This window comes from Trichocoleus desertorum ATA4-8-CV12 (assembly GCA_019358975.1).
Taxonomy (GTDB): Bacteria; Cyanobacteriota; Cyanobacteriia; order FACHB-46; family FACHB-46; genus Trichocoleus; species Trichocoleus desertorum_A.
Genome location: JAHHIL010000006.1, coordinates 99,937 through 114,906, shown reverse-complemented (window position 1 = coordinate 114,906; position 14,970 = coordinate 99,937). Strand labels below are relative to the sequence as shown.

General features: G+C 50.3%; 9 protein-coding genes. 3 read left to right on the top strand and 6 right to left on the bottom strand.

Annotated elements, in window-relative coordinates:
* Window positions 1–73: 73 nt before the first annotated feature.
* Window positions 74–1,363, bottom strand: a complete 1,290-nt coding sequence (locus KME12_08130) for a Glu/Leu/Phe/Val dehydrogenase (protein ID MBW4487744.1) — start codon at window positions 1,361–1,363, stop codon at window positions 74–76.
* A gap of 202 nt (window positions 1,364–1,565) precedes the next feature.
* On the opposite strand from KME12_08130, the gene KME12_08125 reads away from it, so the two are divergent.
* From KME12_08125 to KME12_08115, 3 genes are all read left to right on the top strand, one after another.
* The gene (locus KME12_08125; protein ID MBW4487743.1) at window positions 1,566–2,141 is read left to right on the top strand and encodes a DUF924 domain-containing protein; all 576 of its coding nucleotides are present in this window, start codon (window positions 1,566–1,568) and stop codon (window positions 2,139–2,141) included.
* A 50-nt stretch (window positions 2,142–2,191) separates the two neighbouring features.
* Window positions 2,192–4,429: an ATP-dependent RecD-like DNA helicase gene (locus tag KME12_08120; GenBank protein ID MBW4487742.1), complete on the top strand. Its 2,238-nt coding sequence runs from the start codon at window positions 2,192–2,194 to the stop codon at window positions 4,427–4,429.
* Window positions 4,430–4,641: 212 nt separating this feature from the next.
* Window positions 4,642–5,238, top strand: a complete 597-nt coding sequence (locus KME12_08115) for a DUF4126 domain-containing protein (GenBank protein MBW4487741.1) — start codon at window positions 4,642–4,644, stop codon at window positions 5,236–5,238.
* Window positions 5,239–5,354: 116 nt separating this feature from the next.
* Here KME12_08115 and hemH read toward each other — a convergent pair whose 3' ends face one another.
* The 5 genes from hemH to KME12_08090 all read right to left on the bottom strand — a co-directional run bounded on the left by hemH (window position 5,355) and on the right by KME12_08090 (window position 14,665).
* Complete coding sequence (hemH, locus tag KME12_08110) at window positions 5,355–6,518, bottom strand: ferrochelatase (GenBank protein ID MBW4487740.1); 1,164 nt, start codon at window positions 6,516–6,518, stop codon at window positions 5,355–5,357.
* A gap of 328 nt (window positions 6,519–6,846) precedes the next feature.
* Window positions 6,847–8,187 (bottom strand): bifunctional ornithine acetyltransferase/N-acetylglutamate synthase, encoded by a 1,341-nt coding sequence (gene argJ, locus KME12_08105; GenBank protein MBW4487739.1) that lies wholly within the window; start codon window positions 8,185–8,187, stop codon window positions 6,847–6,849.
* Between the two features lie 263 nt (window positions 8,188–8,450).
* Entirely contained in the window at window positions 8,451–9,935 is a 1,485-nt protein-coding gene (gene gatB, locus KME12_08100; protein ID MBW4487738.1) for an Asp-tRNA(Asn)/Glu-tRNA(Gln) amidotransferase subunit GatB, read from the bottom strand.
* Window positions 9,936–10,128: 193 nt separating this feature from the next.
* On the bottom strand, window positions 10,129–10,557 hold the full coding sequence (locus KME12_08095) for a peptidylprolyl isomerase (GenBank protein MBW4487737.1): 429 nt from the start codon (window positions 10,555–10,557) through the stop codon (window positions 10,129–10,131).
* Between the two features lie 556 nt (window positions 10,558–11,113).
* Entirely contained in the window at window positions 11,114–14,665 is a 3,552-nt protein-coding gene (locus KME12_08090) for a PAS domain S-box protein (protein MBW4487736.1), read from the bottom strand.
* Between the last annotated feature and the right edge of the window lie 305 nt (window positions 14,666–14,970).

Below are 14,970 nucleotides of genomic sequence, written 5' to 3'. Positions count from 1 at the left end.
ATCGCCCTCTTTCCCTCAAATTAGGCAAGGGCGATCGCTAAAACCCTAATCCTCTAAACAGGAGGAGCGAGAATTAAGGATAGAGACCGCGATCGCTAACCGCTTGGGCCACTCGTCCTACAGCTAGGGTATAGGCTGCTAAGCGGAGTGGAACTTGGCGGTTTTGTGATTGCTGCAAGACACGCTGGAAGGCATGAACCATCAAGCTTTCCATTTCGCGGTTCACCCGTTCCTCGTCCCAGAAAACGTAAGATAGCCCTTGGACCCACTCCAGATAACTGACGACCACTCCACCTGCGTTGGCCAGGATATCAGGAAATACCGTCACTCCTCTCGCTTCCAAGGCTTGATCTGCGGCTAACGTCACCGGGCCATTGGCAGCTTCTACGACGATCTGAGCCTTGACTTGATCGACATTAGCTTCGGTAATTTGGTTTTCTAAAGCCGCTGGAATCAAGACATCGCAAGGAAGGAGCAAGAGATCATCATTGCTAATCGGCGTGGACCCCGGAAAGCCAACCAAGCTTTTATGATTTTCGGCGGTGTAAGCGAGTAAGGCGGGAATATCCAGGCCAGCGTCAGCAAATAGACCGTTGGAACTGGTGGAGACAGCCAGAATTCTAGCGCCAGCTTCGTACAGTAACTGAGCGGCTGAGCGACCAACATTGCCAAATCCTTGAATGACAATTCGGGCACCTGCCAGGGACTTGCCTTGAGCCGCCAAAGCTTCCCGGACAGTAATCATTACCCCTCGGCCTGTGGCCATTTCTCGTCCGCGAGAACCACCGATAGAAATGGGTTTGCCAGTGACCACTCCGGGGACAGCGTGGCCCACGTTCATAGAGTAGGTGTCCATCATCCAGGCCATTTCTCGCGCGGAGGTGCCAACGTCAGGCGCGGGGATGTCTACAGAGGGACCAATATCTTTAATCAGCTCGTTGGTATAGCGGCGGGTAATTCGCTCTAGCTCAGCAACACTGTAATCGTTGGGATTCAGGGCAATGCCCCCTTTAGCGCCACCGTAGGGAATGCCTAGAAGGGCGCATTTCCAGGTCATCAGCATGGCCAGAGCCGAAACTTCCCTCAAGGTCACGGCGGGGTGATAGCGCGTACCGCCTTTGTAAGGGCCGAGGACATCACAGTGCTGAACTCGGTGGCCCGCTAGAACTTGTACAGTACCGTTATCAAGTTTGATGGGAATTGAAACGGTGACGACTTTACGAGGATGACTCAAGATGGCTTGTAAACCAGCATCTAGCTGGAGTTCTCTAGCCGCTTCGTCAAGATAGCTGCAGGTTTGATCTAAGGGACAAATGTGGGCAGGTGAAGCAGGTTCTAAAGGCAAGACTGATGGTGAACCCATAACATTACTCTCACAATCGCAGTCTCTCTGCGAACTGGGTATCTATCCGTAGCCTAGCCTTCTCAATGGGGATCATTCTGGATTTTGGTAAAATTCGTTACATTTTCTCTGGAGTAAAAATGCTACCTGGGGTAGCTGCCAGATCATAAGTGGTAGCGATCGCTAGAATTTTCATTAGAGCTAGTACTGGCTGAATCGCAAAATGTCACGAATTGAGCAAATCTTGAATTTCTGGTTTGGTAGCCCAGAATCCGAAAGTTATGGCAAGAGCCGCAAGGTTTGGTTCTCCAAAGATCCAGAATTTGATCGAGATGTGACCGATCGCTTTCTGCTCGATTACGAAGCGGCTGCCGCTGGTAACTACGATGGTTGGAGAGCCTCGCGTGATGGTTGCTTGGCGTTGATTTTGTTGTTCGATCAGTTTTCGCGCCATATCTTTCGGGGCGATCGCCGAGCTTTTGCCACGGATGCTCAAGCTTTAGTGACGGCTCAGCAAGCGATCGCGCAAGATTTTGACCAAGCTTTACTGCCAGTGCAGCGGATCTTTATTTATTTACCCTTTGAGCACAGTGAAAATCTAGAGCACCAGCGTTTGTCGGTAGAACTGTTGCGGCAGCTAAATGATGTGCCTGCAATAGCAGATCACTTTCCCTACGCGATTCGTCACAAAGAAATTATTGAGCGGTTTGGGCGCTTTCCGCATCGCAATCAAGTTTTAGGGCGGACCACAACACCTGAAGAAGCAGAGTTCTTGAAGCAACGCGGCTCATCATTTTAAGTTTTTTGAGATCAGATTTTGGTAGCTGTTGACAGGGTTATCGAATTATTATGTCCACTTCTTCACCATCCTATGGACAAGCAAATGCCGCCCCATCTGCTCAAACCGAGCAACTGCAAGGAGTGGTGGAGCGCCTAACTTTTCATTCGGAAGAGTCGGGTTATACGGTCGCTCGGTTAAAGGCTCCGCGTGCCAGGGACTTGGTGACAATTGTGGGCACCTTTCCTAATATCCAAGCGGGTCAAACGTTGCAGATGCAAGGGCTGTGGCGAGATCATCCCAAGTTTGGTCCTCAGTTTGAGGTGACTTATTACCAGGAAACCAAGCCCGCCACCCTGACAGGAATTGAGAAATATCTAGGGAGTGGCCTGATTAAGGGGATTGGCCCTGTGACTGCTAAGCGCATTGTGGCGCACTTTGGCCTAGAAACTCTAGAGGTCATTGAAAATCACTGCGATCGCCTGGGAGAAGTCCCCGGCATTGCTAAGAAGCGGGTCAAAATGATCCAGGCGGCTTGGGAAACGCAAAAGGCGATCAAAGAGGTGATGCTGTTTCTCCAAAGTCACGGCGTTTCTACCACCTATGCCGTCAAAATCTATAAGCAGTATGGGGCAGAATCGATCGCCACGGTTACTAACAACCCCTATCAATTGGCAACTGATGTCTACGGCATTGGCTTTGTCACCGCAGATGCGATCGCCCGAAATCTCGGTATTGCTCCAGATTCAGAATTTCGCTACCGTAGCGGTCTGTTGCATGTTTTGTCAGAGGCAAGCGAGGAAGGGCATTGCTTTTTACCCCAGCCAGAGTTGGTAGAGCGCACGGTGCAGCGCTTAGCCTTGACGGACCACGAGCCAGACCCGGAGCAGATCTCGGCGATCGTGACCCAAATGGGTTTGGAAGATCAATTGGTGATGCAAGGTGGCTCTGGCGAGTTACAAGGTCAATTCATTTGCTATAAACCTGCCTTCTTCCAAGCAGAGACCAATATGGCAGAGCGGCTGCGGCAATGGTTGCAGCGCCCAGTCACCGTGGATTTGCCCAGAGTCCAAGCTTGGATTGACCGCTTTACCGCCAAAACTGGATTGGCTCTTTCTGAGCAACAACGTCAAGCCGTAGAAATGGCCGCAAGTCAGCGGGTGCTGATTTTGACTGGAGGCCCAGGCTGCGGCAAAACCTTTACCACACGGACAATTGTGGCGCTCTGGAAAGCAATGGGGAAGGCGATCGCACTGGCTGCCCCTACCGGACGGGCCGCGCAACGGCTGAGTGAAATGACCGGACAGGAAGCTAAAACCCTACATCGTCTGTTGGAGTTTGACCCGAAAACTTTTGGCTTTAAACGCGGTTACGACAATCCTCTAGAAACTCAGGCTGTGATTGTAGACGAATCCTCGATGTTGGATTTGTTTCTCGCCAACTCCTTGATCAAGGCTGTGCCACTGGATGCCCAGATGCTGCTCGTAGGTGATATTGATCAGTTACCCAGTGTTGGTCCAGGCAATGTGCTGCGAGACTTGATTCGATCGAAACAGGTGCCAGTAATTCGGCTCACAGAAGTGTTTCGGCAAGCTCAAGCGAGTCACATTGTTCGAAACGCCCACCGGATTAATCAAGGACAGGTGCCGCAACTGGAACCAGTTTCTGCTGCCCCCCAAACCGACTGCCTTTGGTTAGGAGCACCGCAACCAGAAGACGGTGTTCAGGCGATTCATGACCTGATTAACGATTTGATTCCTCAATTGGGGTTTGTCCCTGCCCAAGATGTGCAGGTTCTGTGCCCCATGACGCGCGGCGAAGTAGGAACTCGCAATCTCAACACAGTATTGCAACAGCTGATTAATCCGCCCTATAGCGGTAAAACTGAGACTACTAGAGGCGGCATGATCTTACGAGTCGGCGATCGCGTGATTCAACAAGTCAATGACTATGATCGAGAAGTGTTTAACGGGGACTTGGGGGTAATCAGCGCGATCGACCCGGAGGAGCAAGAAGTGAGCGTGCGGTTTGGCGATCGTCTCATCAACTACGATCGCGCCGACTTAAATGAGATCACCTTGGCGTGGTCGATCACAACCCATAAAGCCCAAGGCAGTGAGTACCCAGTGGTAATTTTACCGTTGTACTTGCAGCACTATATGATGCTGAGTCGCAACTTACTCTATACTGCGCTCACCCGTGCTAAGCAATTAGCCATTCTGGTCGGGCCGAAGAAGGCGATCGCGATCGCCGTGAATCAAGTTAAAGACCAACAGCGTTACACAGCCCTAGCTCGTCGCTTGAGGTAGTAGCAAGCTCAAAACGCTAAACGGCTTTTTCTAAGGTCTTGGAGGCCAAACCGCAGCAAAAACTTCCGATCTTAAAAATTCCCCTAGAAGAATTATTTAGGGGTAGAGTTCAGAAACATGTCAGTCTGATTACAACCCCTGGCTGCAAATCTCTTAAACTAGATAACAAACCTTGAGAGCTGTTAGGTTTCAGTGCAGGCTAAATAGTCATTATGATTGAGATTCTAGCCGCGCTCTCCGCTTCTTCGGCAGCAGGTTTAAGAATTGCTTTGCCGTTATTGGTTATTGGGTTGCTGCAAGGCGGAGACTTGTGGTCCCGTGTGCCAATCTTGGCTCATATTCCACCCCCTGTAGTAATTGGGGTGTTAGTGAGTTGGTCCTTAGTAGAAGTCTCAATCTCGAAGCGGCGATTAGGACAGCGGGCTTTACAAATCATTCAAGTTATTTTTAGCCCCATTGTCGGCGCTTTGATGGGGATGGCGATCGCTCGCGTCGCTGAGATGCCGACGTGGTTAGTAGGGCTGATCGGTGTCACTGGGGGTCTGCTAGCGCTAGTTTTACAGCTCGTGCAAATCGGCTGGTTTTACCGCTTACGCAAGCTACCGCTTTGGATGGTTTTTGCTCAAGATGGCCTATGTGTTATCTTAGTCCTCTTTGCGTTTGATGCTCCCCGTGAAGGTGGACTCATTGCCTTATTGCTGCTGTGGCTGGCTATTCGGAGTTCTAAAGAGTGGCGGCGCTGGTATGTCGAGCAAGCTCATCCTAGCGATCGCCAGCAACCCCGACGACGCAAGCGAGAACCAGACTAGCCAAAACCAAATAAGTGCGAGGGCCTAATCGTTCAGAGGGACTTCGAGTCTTGTCCCCCAAATTTGGGGGGCTAGGGGGGCGAGAATTGCTGTAATTGGGACTGCTTAATTGGGACTTATAGCAAGCCCACAAAGTGCAGAGGACCATGACCACTTAGTAGCTCGATCATCAAGGCAATGAAGCCCAACATGGCAATTCGGCCATTCCAAACTTCCGCCGCAGTCGTCAGACCCCACTCCCAGCGCTCTTGAGGATACATCTTCACCATCTTCTTGATCTGGGTGACTTGAGACAGAGCAATGGGCGGAGCCTCCAATGCCTCTACCACCAGATTGGCCAAATCCTCAATAAAACCAGGATGGGTATCCAGAGCTGGCACCCGTTGAAAGTGGTGAATTCCAGACTCTTCCGCTAACTCTCGGTACTCAATGTCAATTTCCTGCAAGGTTTCGATGTGTTCGGAAACGAAGCTAATAGGGACGACCACTAGATCTTGGACCCCTTGGGCTCCCAGTTCCACGATCGCATCTTCGGTATAGGGTTTTAGCCACTCTACTGGCCCCACGCGGCTTTGATAGGCCAGTGTGTGAGTATTGGGTCGATCGAGGGTCTGCATAATCAGCGCTGTGCATTCCTCAATCTCTTTTTGATAGGGATCGCCTGCTTCTTCCACATAACTGACGGGAACACCATGAGCGCTGAAGAAGATATGCACCTGCTCTGGGTTGGGGAATTTATCTAGCTCCTGAGCAATTAACTGGGCCATCGCCTGGAGATAACCAGGACGGCTGTACCAAGACGCTATCGTTGTGTATTTAATTTGGTTGAGAGCAGGGTCTTCTTGCCAAAGCTTCTCTAGTAAGCGGAAGCTAGAGCCACTGGTGCTAATGGAAAACTGAGGGTATAGGGGCAGAATTACTACCTTTTCAATTTGATCGCGCTTAATGCGGGCGATCGCTTCCTCTGTAAAGGGATGCCAGTAGCGCATGCCAATGTAGACCGAGGCATCGTGCCCTTTCTGCTGCAATGAGTCTTGGATGGCTTGAGCCTGAGCTTCTGTAATGCGCCGTAGAGGGGAGCCGCCACCAATCTGCCGATAATTTTCCTGGGATTTCTTGGCTCGGCTCGTGGCGATAAACCAGGCTAGAGGCTTCTGCAACCAAGGGAAAGGCAGTCGAATGATCTCTGGATCGGAGAATAGGTTGAACAGGAAGGGACGGACATCCTCCAGTTGATCAGGCCCACCTAAATTGAGTAATAGAACGCCAGTACGACCCATTGTGGTCACGATCCCCCTACCCTCTCATGTTTGTTACTGAGTTTAACAATTAATTTCCTAAATCCGTTTGAGATCACGGCTCTAAGGTTCCAACTTTAATAACTAAAGTATGTATATTTCAAGTTCTTAAAAGGTTTACAACTCCTGTTAACTATAAGTTTGCCATGACTGATGCCAATCAATCGCTTGATGCGAAAATTCTTCAAGTAAAAGGGCTGAGTAATCCAGCAAACTCCGCCCTAGCTCCAAGTCAAGCAGACTTTCTGCTTTTGGTCTTTTGGCTTTGCGTCCAGCTACAAAGGTCACGAGCAATCTGCTTTCCTTGCAGTTATGTGGTGTACTCGGCGTTGATTTTGACGTAATCGTAACTGAGGTCGCAACCCCAGGCGGTGCCAGAGCCAGATTCGTTACCGATACTCACTGCGATCGCGACGACGTTTTGAGCTTGGGTTTCACTGGTGTCAAGGCGAGGGAAGGCAACTAACTCGCCATGCTTCATGACCATCAAGTCATGGCTTAGCTGGGTGCTAACCATATCGGGAGGTAGCATGCCTTTGGCAGTTGCTTGCTTGAGGTAGTCGCTGGCAGCTGCGCGATCGACCTTCTGAGGCTGACCCTGATCCATCAGCAAAAAGTCACCTAACTTGATTTGCAGATTTTCCTGTCCAAAGGAAACTCCCGCACGGCCAGCAGCAGCAGCAATACGGCCCCAGTTCGGGTCATGACCAAAAATGGCTGATTTGACTAAGGAAGAACCTGCGATCGTGCGAGCAATTTGCCGAGCTGAGCTGTCGTCTGGCGCACCGGAGACTTGCACCTCAATTAAGCAAGTGGCTCCTTCGCCGTCACGGGCGATCGCTTTAGCCAGATAAGCACAAACTTCCGTCAACATCGCCTCTAGCTTGTCGGCATCGGGTCCAGGTTCAGTAATGGCAGGAGTCCGAGACTGACCGTTGGCAAGGGCTAAGAGGGTATCGTTCGTGCTGGTGTCGCCATCCACCGTGATTTGATTAAAGCTGCGATCGGCAGCGCGGCTCAGCATGTCTTGCCAGAGGGGCGGGGAAACGGTGGCATCGCAGGTAACAAAGGCTAACATCGTCGCCATATTGGGGTGAATCATCCCCGAGCCTTTAGCAATGCCCCCGATCCGCACCGGACGACCCTGCAAGGTGGTTTCTAACGCGATCGATTTAGTAACGAGGTCAGTGGTAATGATCGCTTGAGCGGCATGCTCGGAGCCTTGATCAGAAGCGGCGGCGACGAGATGGGGAATGGCAGCTTTCAAGGCGTCCATCGGGATGCGCTGACCAATCACCCCAGTTGAAGCTAGCAAAATTGAGTCTGAAGAAATATTGAGAGCCTGGGCTAAACTTTGGGCACTTTCGATCGCGTCAATCCAGCCTGGGGAGCCAGTGGCCGCATTGGCTTGACCCGCATTGCAGAGAATGGCTTGGGCACTTCCTTTAGCTTGTAAGCGCTCTCGGCAGTAGTCCACGCAAGCAGCTCGGACTTGACTGGTGGTAAAAACGCCCGCCGCGATCGCCTCGACATCGGACAAGATCAAAGCTAAGTCGGGTAGGCCAGAGGGTTTCAAGCCAGCAGCAATTCCCGCAGCCCGGTATCCTCTTGGAGCTGTGATTCCACCGGGAATTTTTCGCCAATCTGACATTGTTCCTCCTGCCACCACTGACATGCTTGAAAGGGCTTGAAAGGGGATTATATCAACTGGCTGCTACTTCGCTCACAATTGCTAGACGCATAAGAAAAAGGGAGAGTCTGTAGCGACTCTCCCCGCCATCAGGGTGCATCTACTTATCACATTATGCCATTAAGGGGGTGGGGGGTAATACCCCTCATGAAAATTTCATCCAAAAAAATCACCAAGGTCTCATCCGACGAGGACGATCCCTGGTGAGTTCCGTAACTAGAGAGCTATGGATTTAACTTTTGGGCTAACAACTGATTGGTCAGTTTAGGGTTGGCGCGTCCACTCGTTTTCTTGAGCACCTGACCGACAAAGAAGCCCAGCAGCTTGGTTTTGCCACCTCGGTACTGCTCTAGTTCTTTGGGGTTGGCTGCGATCACTTCATCAATGATGGCGGCGATCGCGTCAGGGTCAGAGAGTTGAGCTAAGCCGCGCTCCTCCACAATTTTGGTGGGAGAACCCCCATTCGCTAGCAGGTCAGGTAGAATTTCCTTCCCGGCATTGTTGCTGATGGTGTTGTCTTCAATTAGCTTGACGAGTTCTGCCAGCGCCTCTGGTTTGAGGCCAATTTCGGTAATGTTGAGCTTGTTGGCGTTGAGGTAGGCCGCAATGTCGCCCATGATCCAGTTGGCCGCAGGTTTAGAACTAGCTCCCGCTGCGATCGCGGTCTCAAAGTACTCAGCCACGCTGCGATCATCGGTGAGGACTCGCGCGTCATAGGGAGACAAGCCCAACTCGGTTTCATAGCGGTGCCGCTTTTGCGCTGGCAGTTCGGGCAGTTCCGATCGCCATTGCTCTAGCTGCTCAGTCGTCACTTGAATCGAGGTTAGATCTGGTTCGGGGAAGTAGCGGTAATCGCTGGACCCTTCCTTGATCCGCATACTAATCGTGCGCTGCGAGCCTTCTTCCCAAAGGCGAGTTTCTTGAACAATGCGTTCCCCAGTTTCTAGAGCCTGAGTTTGCCGTTCAATTTCGTACTCGATCGCTTTTTGAATGGCGCTGAAGGAGTTCATGTTTTTGATTTCGACTTTGGTGCCAAACGCCTCCTGCCCCACGGGACGGATGGAAACGTTGACATCGCAACGCAAGGAGCCTTCCTGCATGTTGCCATCACCCACACCCAGATAACGGATGATGCGACGGAGTTCTTGCGCGTACTCAGCCGCTTCTTGCCCTGTGCGTAAATCTGGCTCGGAAACGATTTCTAGTAGAGGGACTCCGGTGCGGTTGTAGTCCACCAGGGAGAAACTTGAACCTGCAAGGCGATCGCTGCCACCATGCACCAGTTTGCCCGCATCTTCTTCCATATGCAGACGGGTAATGCCGATGCGCTTGCGGGTGGAATTACCATCTGAGTCTACTAGCTCAATTTCTATCCAGCCATGCTCAGCGATCGGTAAATCAAACTGAGAGATTTGGTAGTTTTTGGGCAAGTCGGGATAGAAATACTGCTTGCGATCGAACTTACTAAAGGGGGCAATTTGGCAGTTGAGTGCCGTGCCTGTCTTAACCGCGTACTCCAGCACCTTCTGGTTCAGTACTGGTAGCACCCCCGGCATACCCATGCAAACTGGGCAAATTTGGCTGTTAGGGTCGCCGCCAAATTCGGTGGAGCAATTGCAAAAGATCTTCGTGTCAGTCTTGAGCTGACAGTGGGTTTCAAGGCCAATAATCGCTTCGTACTGAGTCTTAACTGGAGCAGCAGTCGTCATGGGATACAGATTGCAGCTATGCAACAATTTGGCTCTATTGTAGCCCTGGAGTGCCTCGCTCTGCGTTTTCCTAAAGCTGTTGTCCCAAAGATCTCCTAAAGATCATTGACTGATAAAGACTAAGAAATAAAAACTGACAAACCTCATTTCAAAGATTTGTCAGCCAATTGAGTGCTAGATGATTGCTGTGAGCTTAGGCGATTTCTACCAGTTGAATGTCAAAGGTTAACTCTTCGCCTGCCAGAGGGTGATTGGCATCTAGAGTGACGGTGCCATCGTTGACGTCGGTGATGACCACTGGAATCACCCCCCCAGTTTCTTCGCGAACTTGTAGTTGCTGCCCCACGGCAGGCTCTAAATCTTCTGGCATTTGCTGCCGATCGATCTCGACTACCATTTCTTCACGGTAAGGGCCATAAGCTTGCTCGACTGGAATTTTCTCGGTTTTAGATTCTCCTGGGCTCATACCCACTACAGCTTTCTCAAAACCAGGAATTAGGTCGCCTTGACCAAGAGTAAATTCCAGAGGATCGCGATTCGTCGAGGAGTCGAATACAGTGCCATCATCTAGACGACCTGTGTAGTGAACGGTTACGGTATCACCGATTTTTGCTTGTACCATTTTTAATCTCGCGTTTCTAGTCTTGCAGTGCCAAAGGGAGGGGCTAACACCGTTTTATTAGACAGGCATGAAACTTTGCTCCTTGGGCTCAATTTCCAACGTTAGCGGATGGAGCGGTTGATCGGCTTCATTTTAGGGTCAATTTAACAATTTAATTGGGAGTTTATTAAGGGCAGAGGTTGCTGAATCGTCTACAGACGAAATTGAGGGCTAGGCTCAAGAAATTTTGTCAGAATCGGCTGATTTAATCTAAAAAATGGCATCTCACTTAGATGATTCAGAAGTTTTTGGCCAACTTTAAATCAAGTAAACCTCTAGAAAAGCTGTTTTGAATCGATATAGAAGCAACTTGTGAGAGCTAAAGCTTAGAAGGTTGAATGGTAACTTAGCTTGTTATTAAAGCTACAAACAAATATAGAGATTCTAATTACTTAAAGAGTGGCTTTTAAGGCAAAAACTACCCACCAATTTAGCTTTCTTATTGCGATCGCTAGCTTGAGTTTCTATCAGTCCCAATAGTGGCTTCATCCTAGTTTAAGGAAGTCAATGCCTTGACTCAGGCTGTTACATTCCGACCGAGTAAGTTAGCCAGGGCACTGACTAGAGAAGTTGGCTCTACAGGTTTAGCAAAATGCATCTGAAATCCTGCACTCAATGCCTGATCTTGATCCTCTTCTCTGGCATAGGCGGTTAACGCGATCGCAGGCATCGGCTTGGCTTGGTAATCTTCCAACGTTTTGACTTTATGAATTAGGGCATAGCCGTCTTCACCAGGCATAGCAATGTCGCTAATGAGAATGTCAGGTCGGATGGCTTCGTAAGCAGCGATCGCCTCAGCGACGGAAGCAACCGCAGTCACATTGGCCCCAGACTGCTCCAAAATGGTTTGTAGCAGTTCTCTAGCATCGTTTTCATCATCAACTACTAAGACAGTCACCCCTTGAAGTAGAGAAGGATCGAAGGTGTGGGCAGCACTCTGGAGCAAGCAGTGAGAAGTAGGAGCAAGCGCTCCATTGGTAGAAGGGATAACTAAAGGCGGCAGCTTTACGGTAAAGGTAGCACCTTGGCCTTGCCCAGGGCTTTCGGCACTGACAGTGCCACCTTGCAACTCTACGAGATGACGGACGATTGCCAGACCTAAGCCTAAGCCGCCATACGATCGTGTACTGGTGCTGTCTGCTTGGCGAAAGCGATCGAAGACGTGGGGCAGAAATTCGGGATGGATGCCTTGACCTGTATCTGTCACTTGAATTTGAATCCAGGTATCTGTAGGCTCCAGGCTAATTTCGACTTGACCTCCTCTAGGGGTGAACTTAATCGCATTGGACAACAAATTCCAGACAATCTGTTGCAGGCGATCGGGGTCTCCTAGGACGTGACTGCCTACCCCATTTAACCGAGACTTTAAGCTGATGGCTTTGGCCTCGGCAGCAGGGCGCACGGCATCTGTGGCGGCTTCGATCACAGCCAGTAATTCCACAGGCCGCACCTGCAATTGCAACTTGCCTTGCACAATTCGTGAGACATCCAAAATATCTTCAACCAACTGGGCTTGGGATTGGGCGTTACGCTCAATCGTTTCTAAAGCTTTAGTCGTGGTGGTTTCATCAAACTTGCGGTTGGTCAGCAGTCGGGACCAACCCAGAATTGAATTTAAGGGGGTCCGTAACTCATGGGAAAGGGTAGCCAGAAACTCATCTTTCATCCGGTTCGCATCCTGAGCTTCTTTGTAGAGTCTGGCGTTGTCTACTGCTAACGCCGCCCGACGAGCTAAATCTTCAGCTAGCGTTAAGTCAATGGTGTTGTAACGTCGCTCTGATTCAGAAGTGGCAAAGGAAATGATGCCGATGATTCGCCCTGCTGCCATCAGAGGCACAATCATCACAGATTTGGGACAGAGCGATCGAATCAGTCGTAAATAGTCAGGATCATCTGTTGAGGTGGCGATCGCTGCTTCTGAAACATGCTCCAACAGTTGTGATTCTCCTGTCTGTAAGACTTCGAATACAGGACGTAAGTGGTTGAGTCGCAGAGGCGAATATTGCTGGAGTTGCCGCGCTAAATTTTCTTTGTAAGGATCAATGTGGGCGACAGTGAGAGGGCGCAGAGATTTTTCGTCTTCCATCATGTCGATGACACATACATCAGCCAGATAAGGCACTGCCAAGCGGGCAAGGCTGATCAGCGTTGCTTCATAGTCCAGAGAGGAAGCTAGGACAGCGCTGGCTTCTGCCAGAAATGTTGAGCGTTGTTCGGCTGCTTCGGCCACTGCACGCGCCGCTTGCTCAGAGATCAGCTGGGCTCGTTCTTCTTCTGCTTGCTTACGTTCTGTAATGTCTTGAATCTGGGCAATAAAGTGTACAGGCTCGCCTTGAGAGTTGTGCACCAGGGATACATTAAGCAAAACCCAAACGATCTGCCCTTGCTTGTGGAAGTAGCGCTTTTCCATCTCATACGACTGAATCTCTCCAGTCAGCATTTGGCAGACAAAGGTCAGACTTCTGTCCAGATCCTCTGGGTGAGTGACGGCTTGAAAGTTGGTATTGAGCAGATCGGACTCTGCATAACCCAGTATTTGGCAAAGGGAGCGATTCACTTGTAAGAATCGGCCATCTGTGGCGATCAAAGCCATTCCTACCGCTGAATCATGAAAGGCTCCTTTAAAGCGCTCTTCGCTTTCCCGCAGAGCTGTAAGGGCAATCGTGTGTTCTACGACCATTGCTTGTCGAGCTTCAAATTCAGCCGCGTGCATCACAGCTGCTGCAATAAAGCCTGCCATTAACCGCAGTGTGTGAGCATCCTGGTCGCTAAAGGCGTTGACCTCGGAAGATAAAACCTTTAGAACTCCCGAAATTCTACGCTCATAGCGTAGAGGCACGGCAATCATGGAGCGGGCTCCGACGTGATGATAAACCTCATGGTTGATGCGAGGGTCGTTTTCGGCATTGTCACAGCGCAAAATTTCGCCCGTCCGGAAGCACTGCCCTGAAAGGCTGGAATCTATGCTGACCCGCAAGCCCGTGTGGGGAGCTGCCGTACCGCTAGCGACTCTATAGACCATGTCATTGCCGTTGGGCAACAAAATTACTGCACCTGTAGCAGAGGTGATTTTTTGGGTTCGTTCCGCAATTAAAGTCATGACTCGCAACAAATCGAGTTCTGCGGTGGCAATGTCATGCTGGGTGTCAATAATGGCTGCCAGTCGCTCGGCATCATTCCGCAACCAAGCTTCTGTGCGTAAGCGCTCCGCAATTTGGGCTTGGAGGGCTACATTAGCTTCCGAAAGCTCAGAGGTCCGGTTGATTACCTCTGTCTCTAAGCGATCATGGGCTTGCTGGAGTGCTTCTTCGGCTTGTTTGCGCTCGGTCATGTCGCGCATGAGCTTAGAAAAGCCTTGGAGTTGCCCAAAGCGATCGCGCAACGCAGTCGTGATTCCACTCGTATAAAAGCGGCTACCATCTTTCCGCACGTGCCAACGCTCATCTTCGGCTCGATCTTCGGCGATCGCTTGCTTTAATTCCTGGTCTGGCTGCGCCTGTTGCACATCTTCGGTGGTAAAAAAGCAAGAAAAATGCTGCTCTAAAATTTCAGCTTCCTGGTAGCCTAAAATGCGCTCAGCCCCAAGGCTCCAACTAGTGACCCGCCCCCGCGTATCGAGCATGAATATGGCGTAATCTTTGACATTTTCTACTAGCAGGCGATACTGTTCTTCACTCCGACGCAGTGTTTCCTGATGCTGCTTTGACCTGAGCCACGACACTTCTGTCCGCTTTTGCGCCGTATGTAACTGGGCACTCAGTAAACTGATTAAAGCTCCCTCTAAGGCAAACAGTCCTAACTCAATGGTTGGCTCTGAAGCTAGATTAGTGAAAAAGGGAAATGGTGATACGTAAAAATAGGCACAGCTAATCGTAGCTAAAAGAGTGGCCACCATTCCTGGGCCGAAGCCGCCGTACCAGGCACTGCCAATAACAACACTAAAGAGGAGTAGAAGGGGAATTTGTGACTCTAAGAGATGAGATAGTGGGGATTGCAGAAGTAAAGCGACTGCCACTCCTAGAACAGCAATCCCATAGCGCAGTAGTAATGAGCGGTTGACTAGCAGCATTTTTCTGTACAGGCGGTAGCAAGGGAAGTTGGATCATTTCAGAGGCACCTACGAAGGTACAGACGATTTGTGAAGGCACAAAAGTCATAAAAAATTGAGAATGATGCCTATTCGCAAGCTAACTGGAGTTCGAGTGAAGGTCTCAAACTCTAGTGACTTAGTAGCCAATCTGGGGTGGAAACAGTAATGGTTATAAAGCTAGGACAATTGGCTGTAGAACGGTCGGTGCTGCGAATAAAGATGCTGCTACCAGTCAACCCAGTGGATGCATTGATTCTTCATGGTCTTTAATTAATGAATTATTC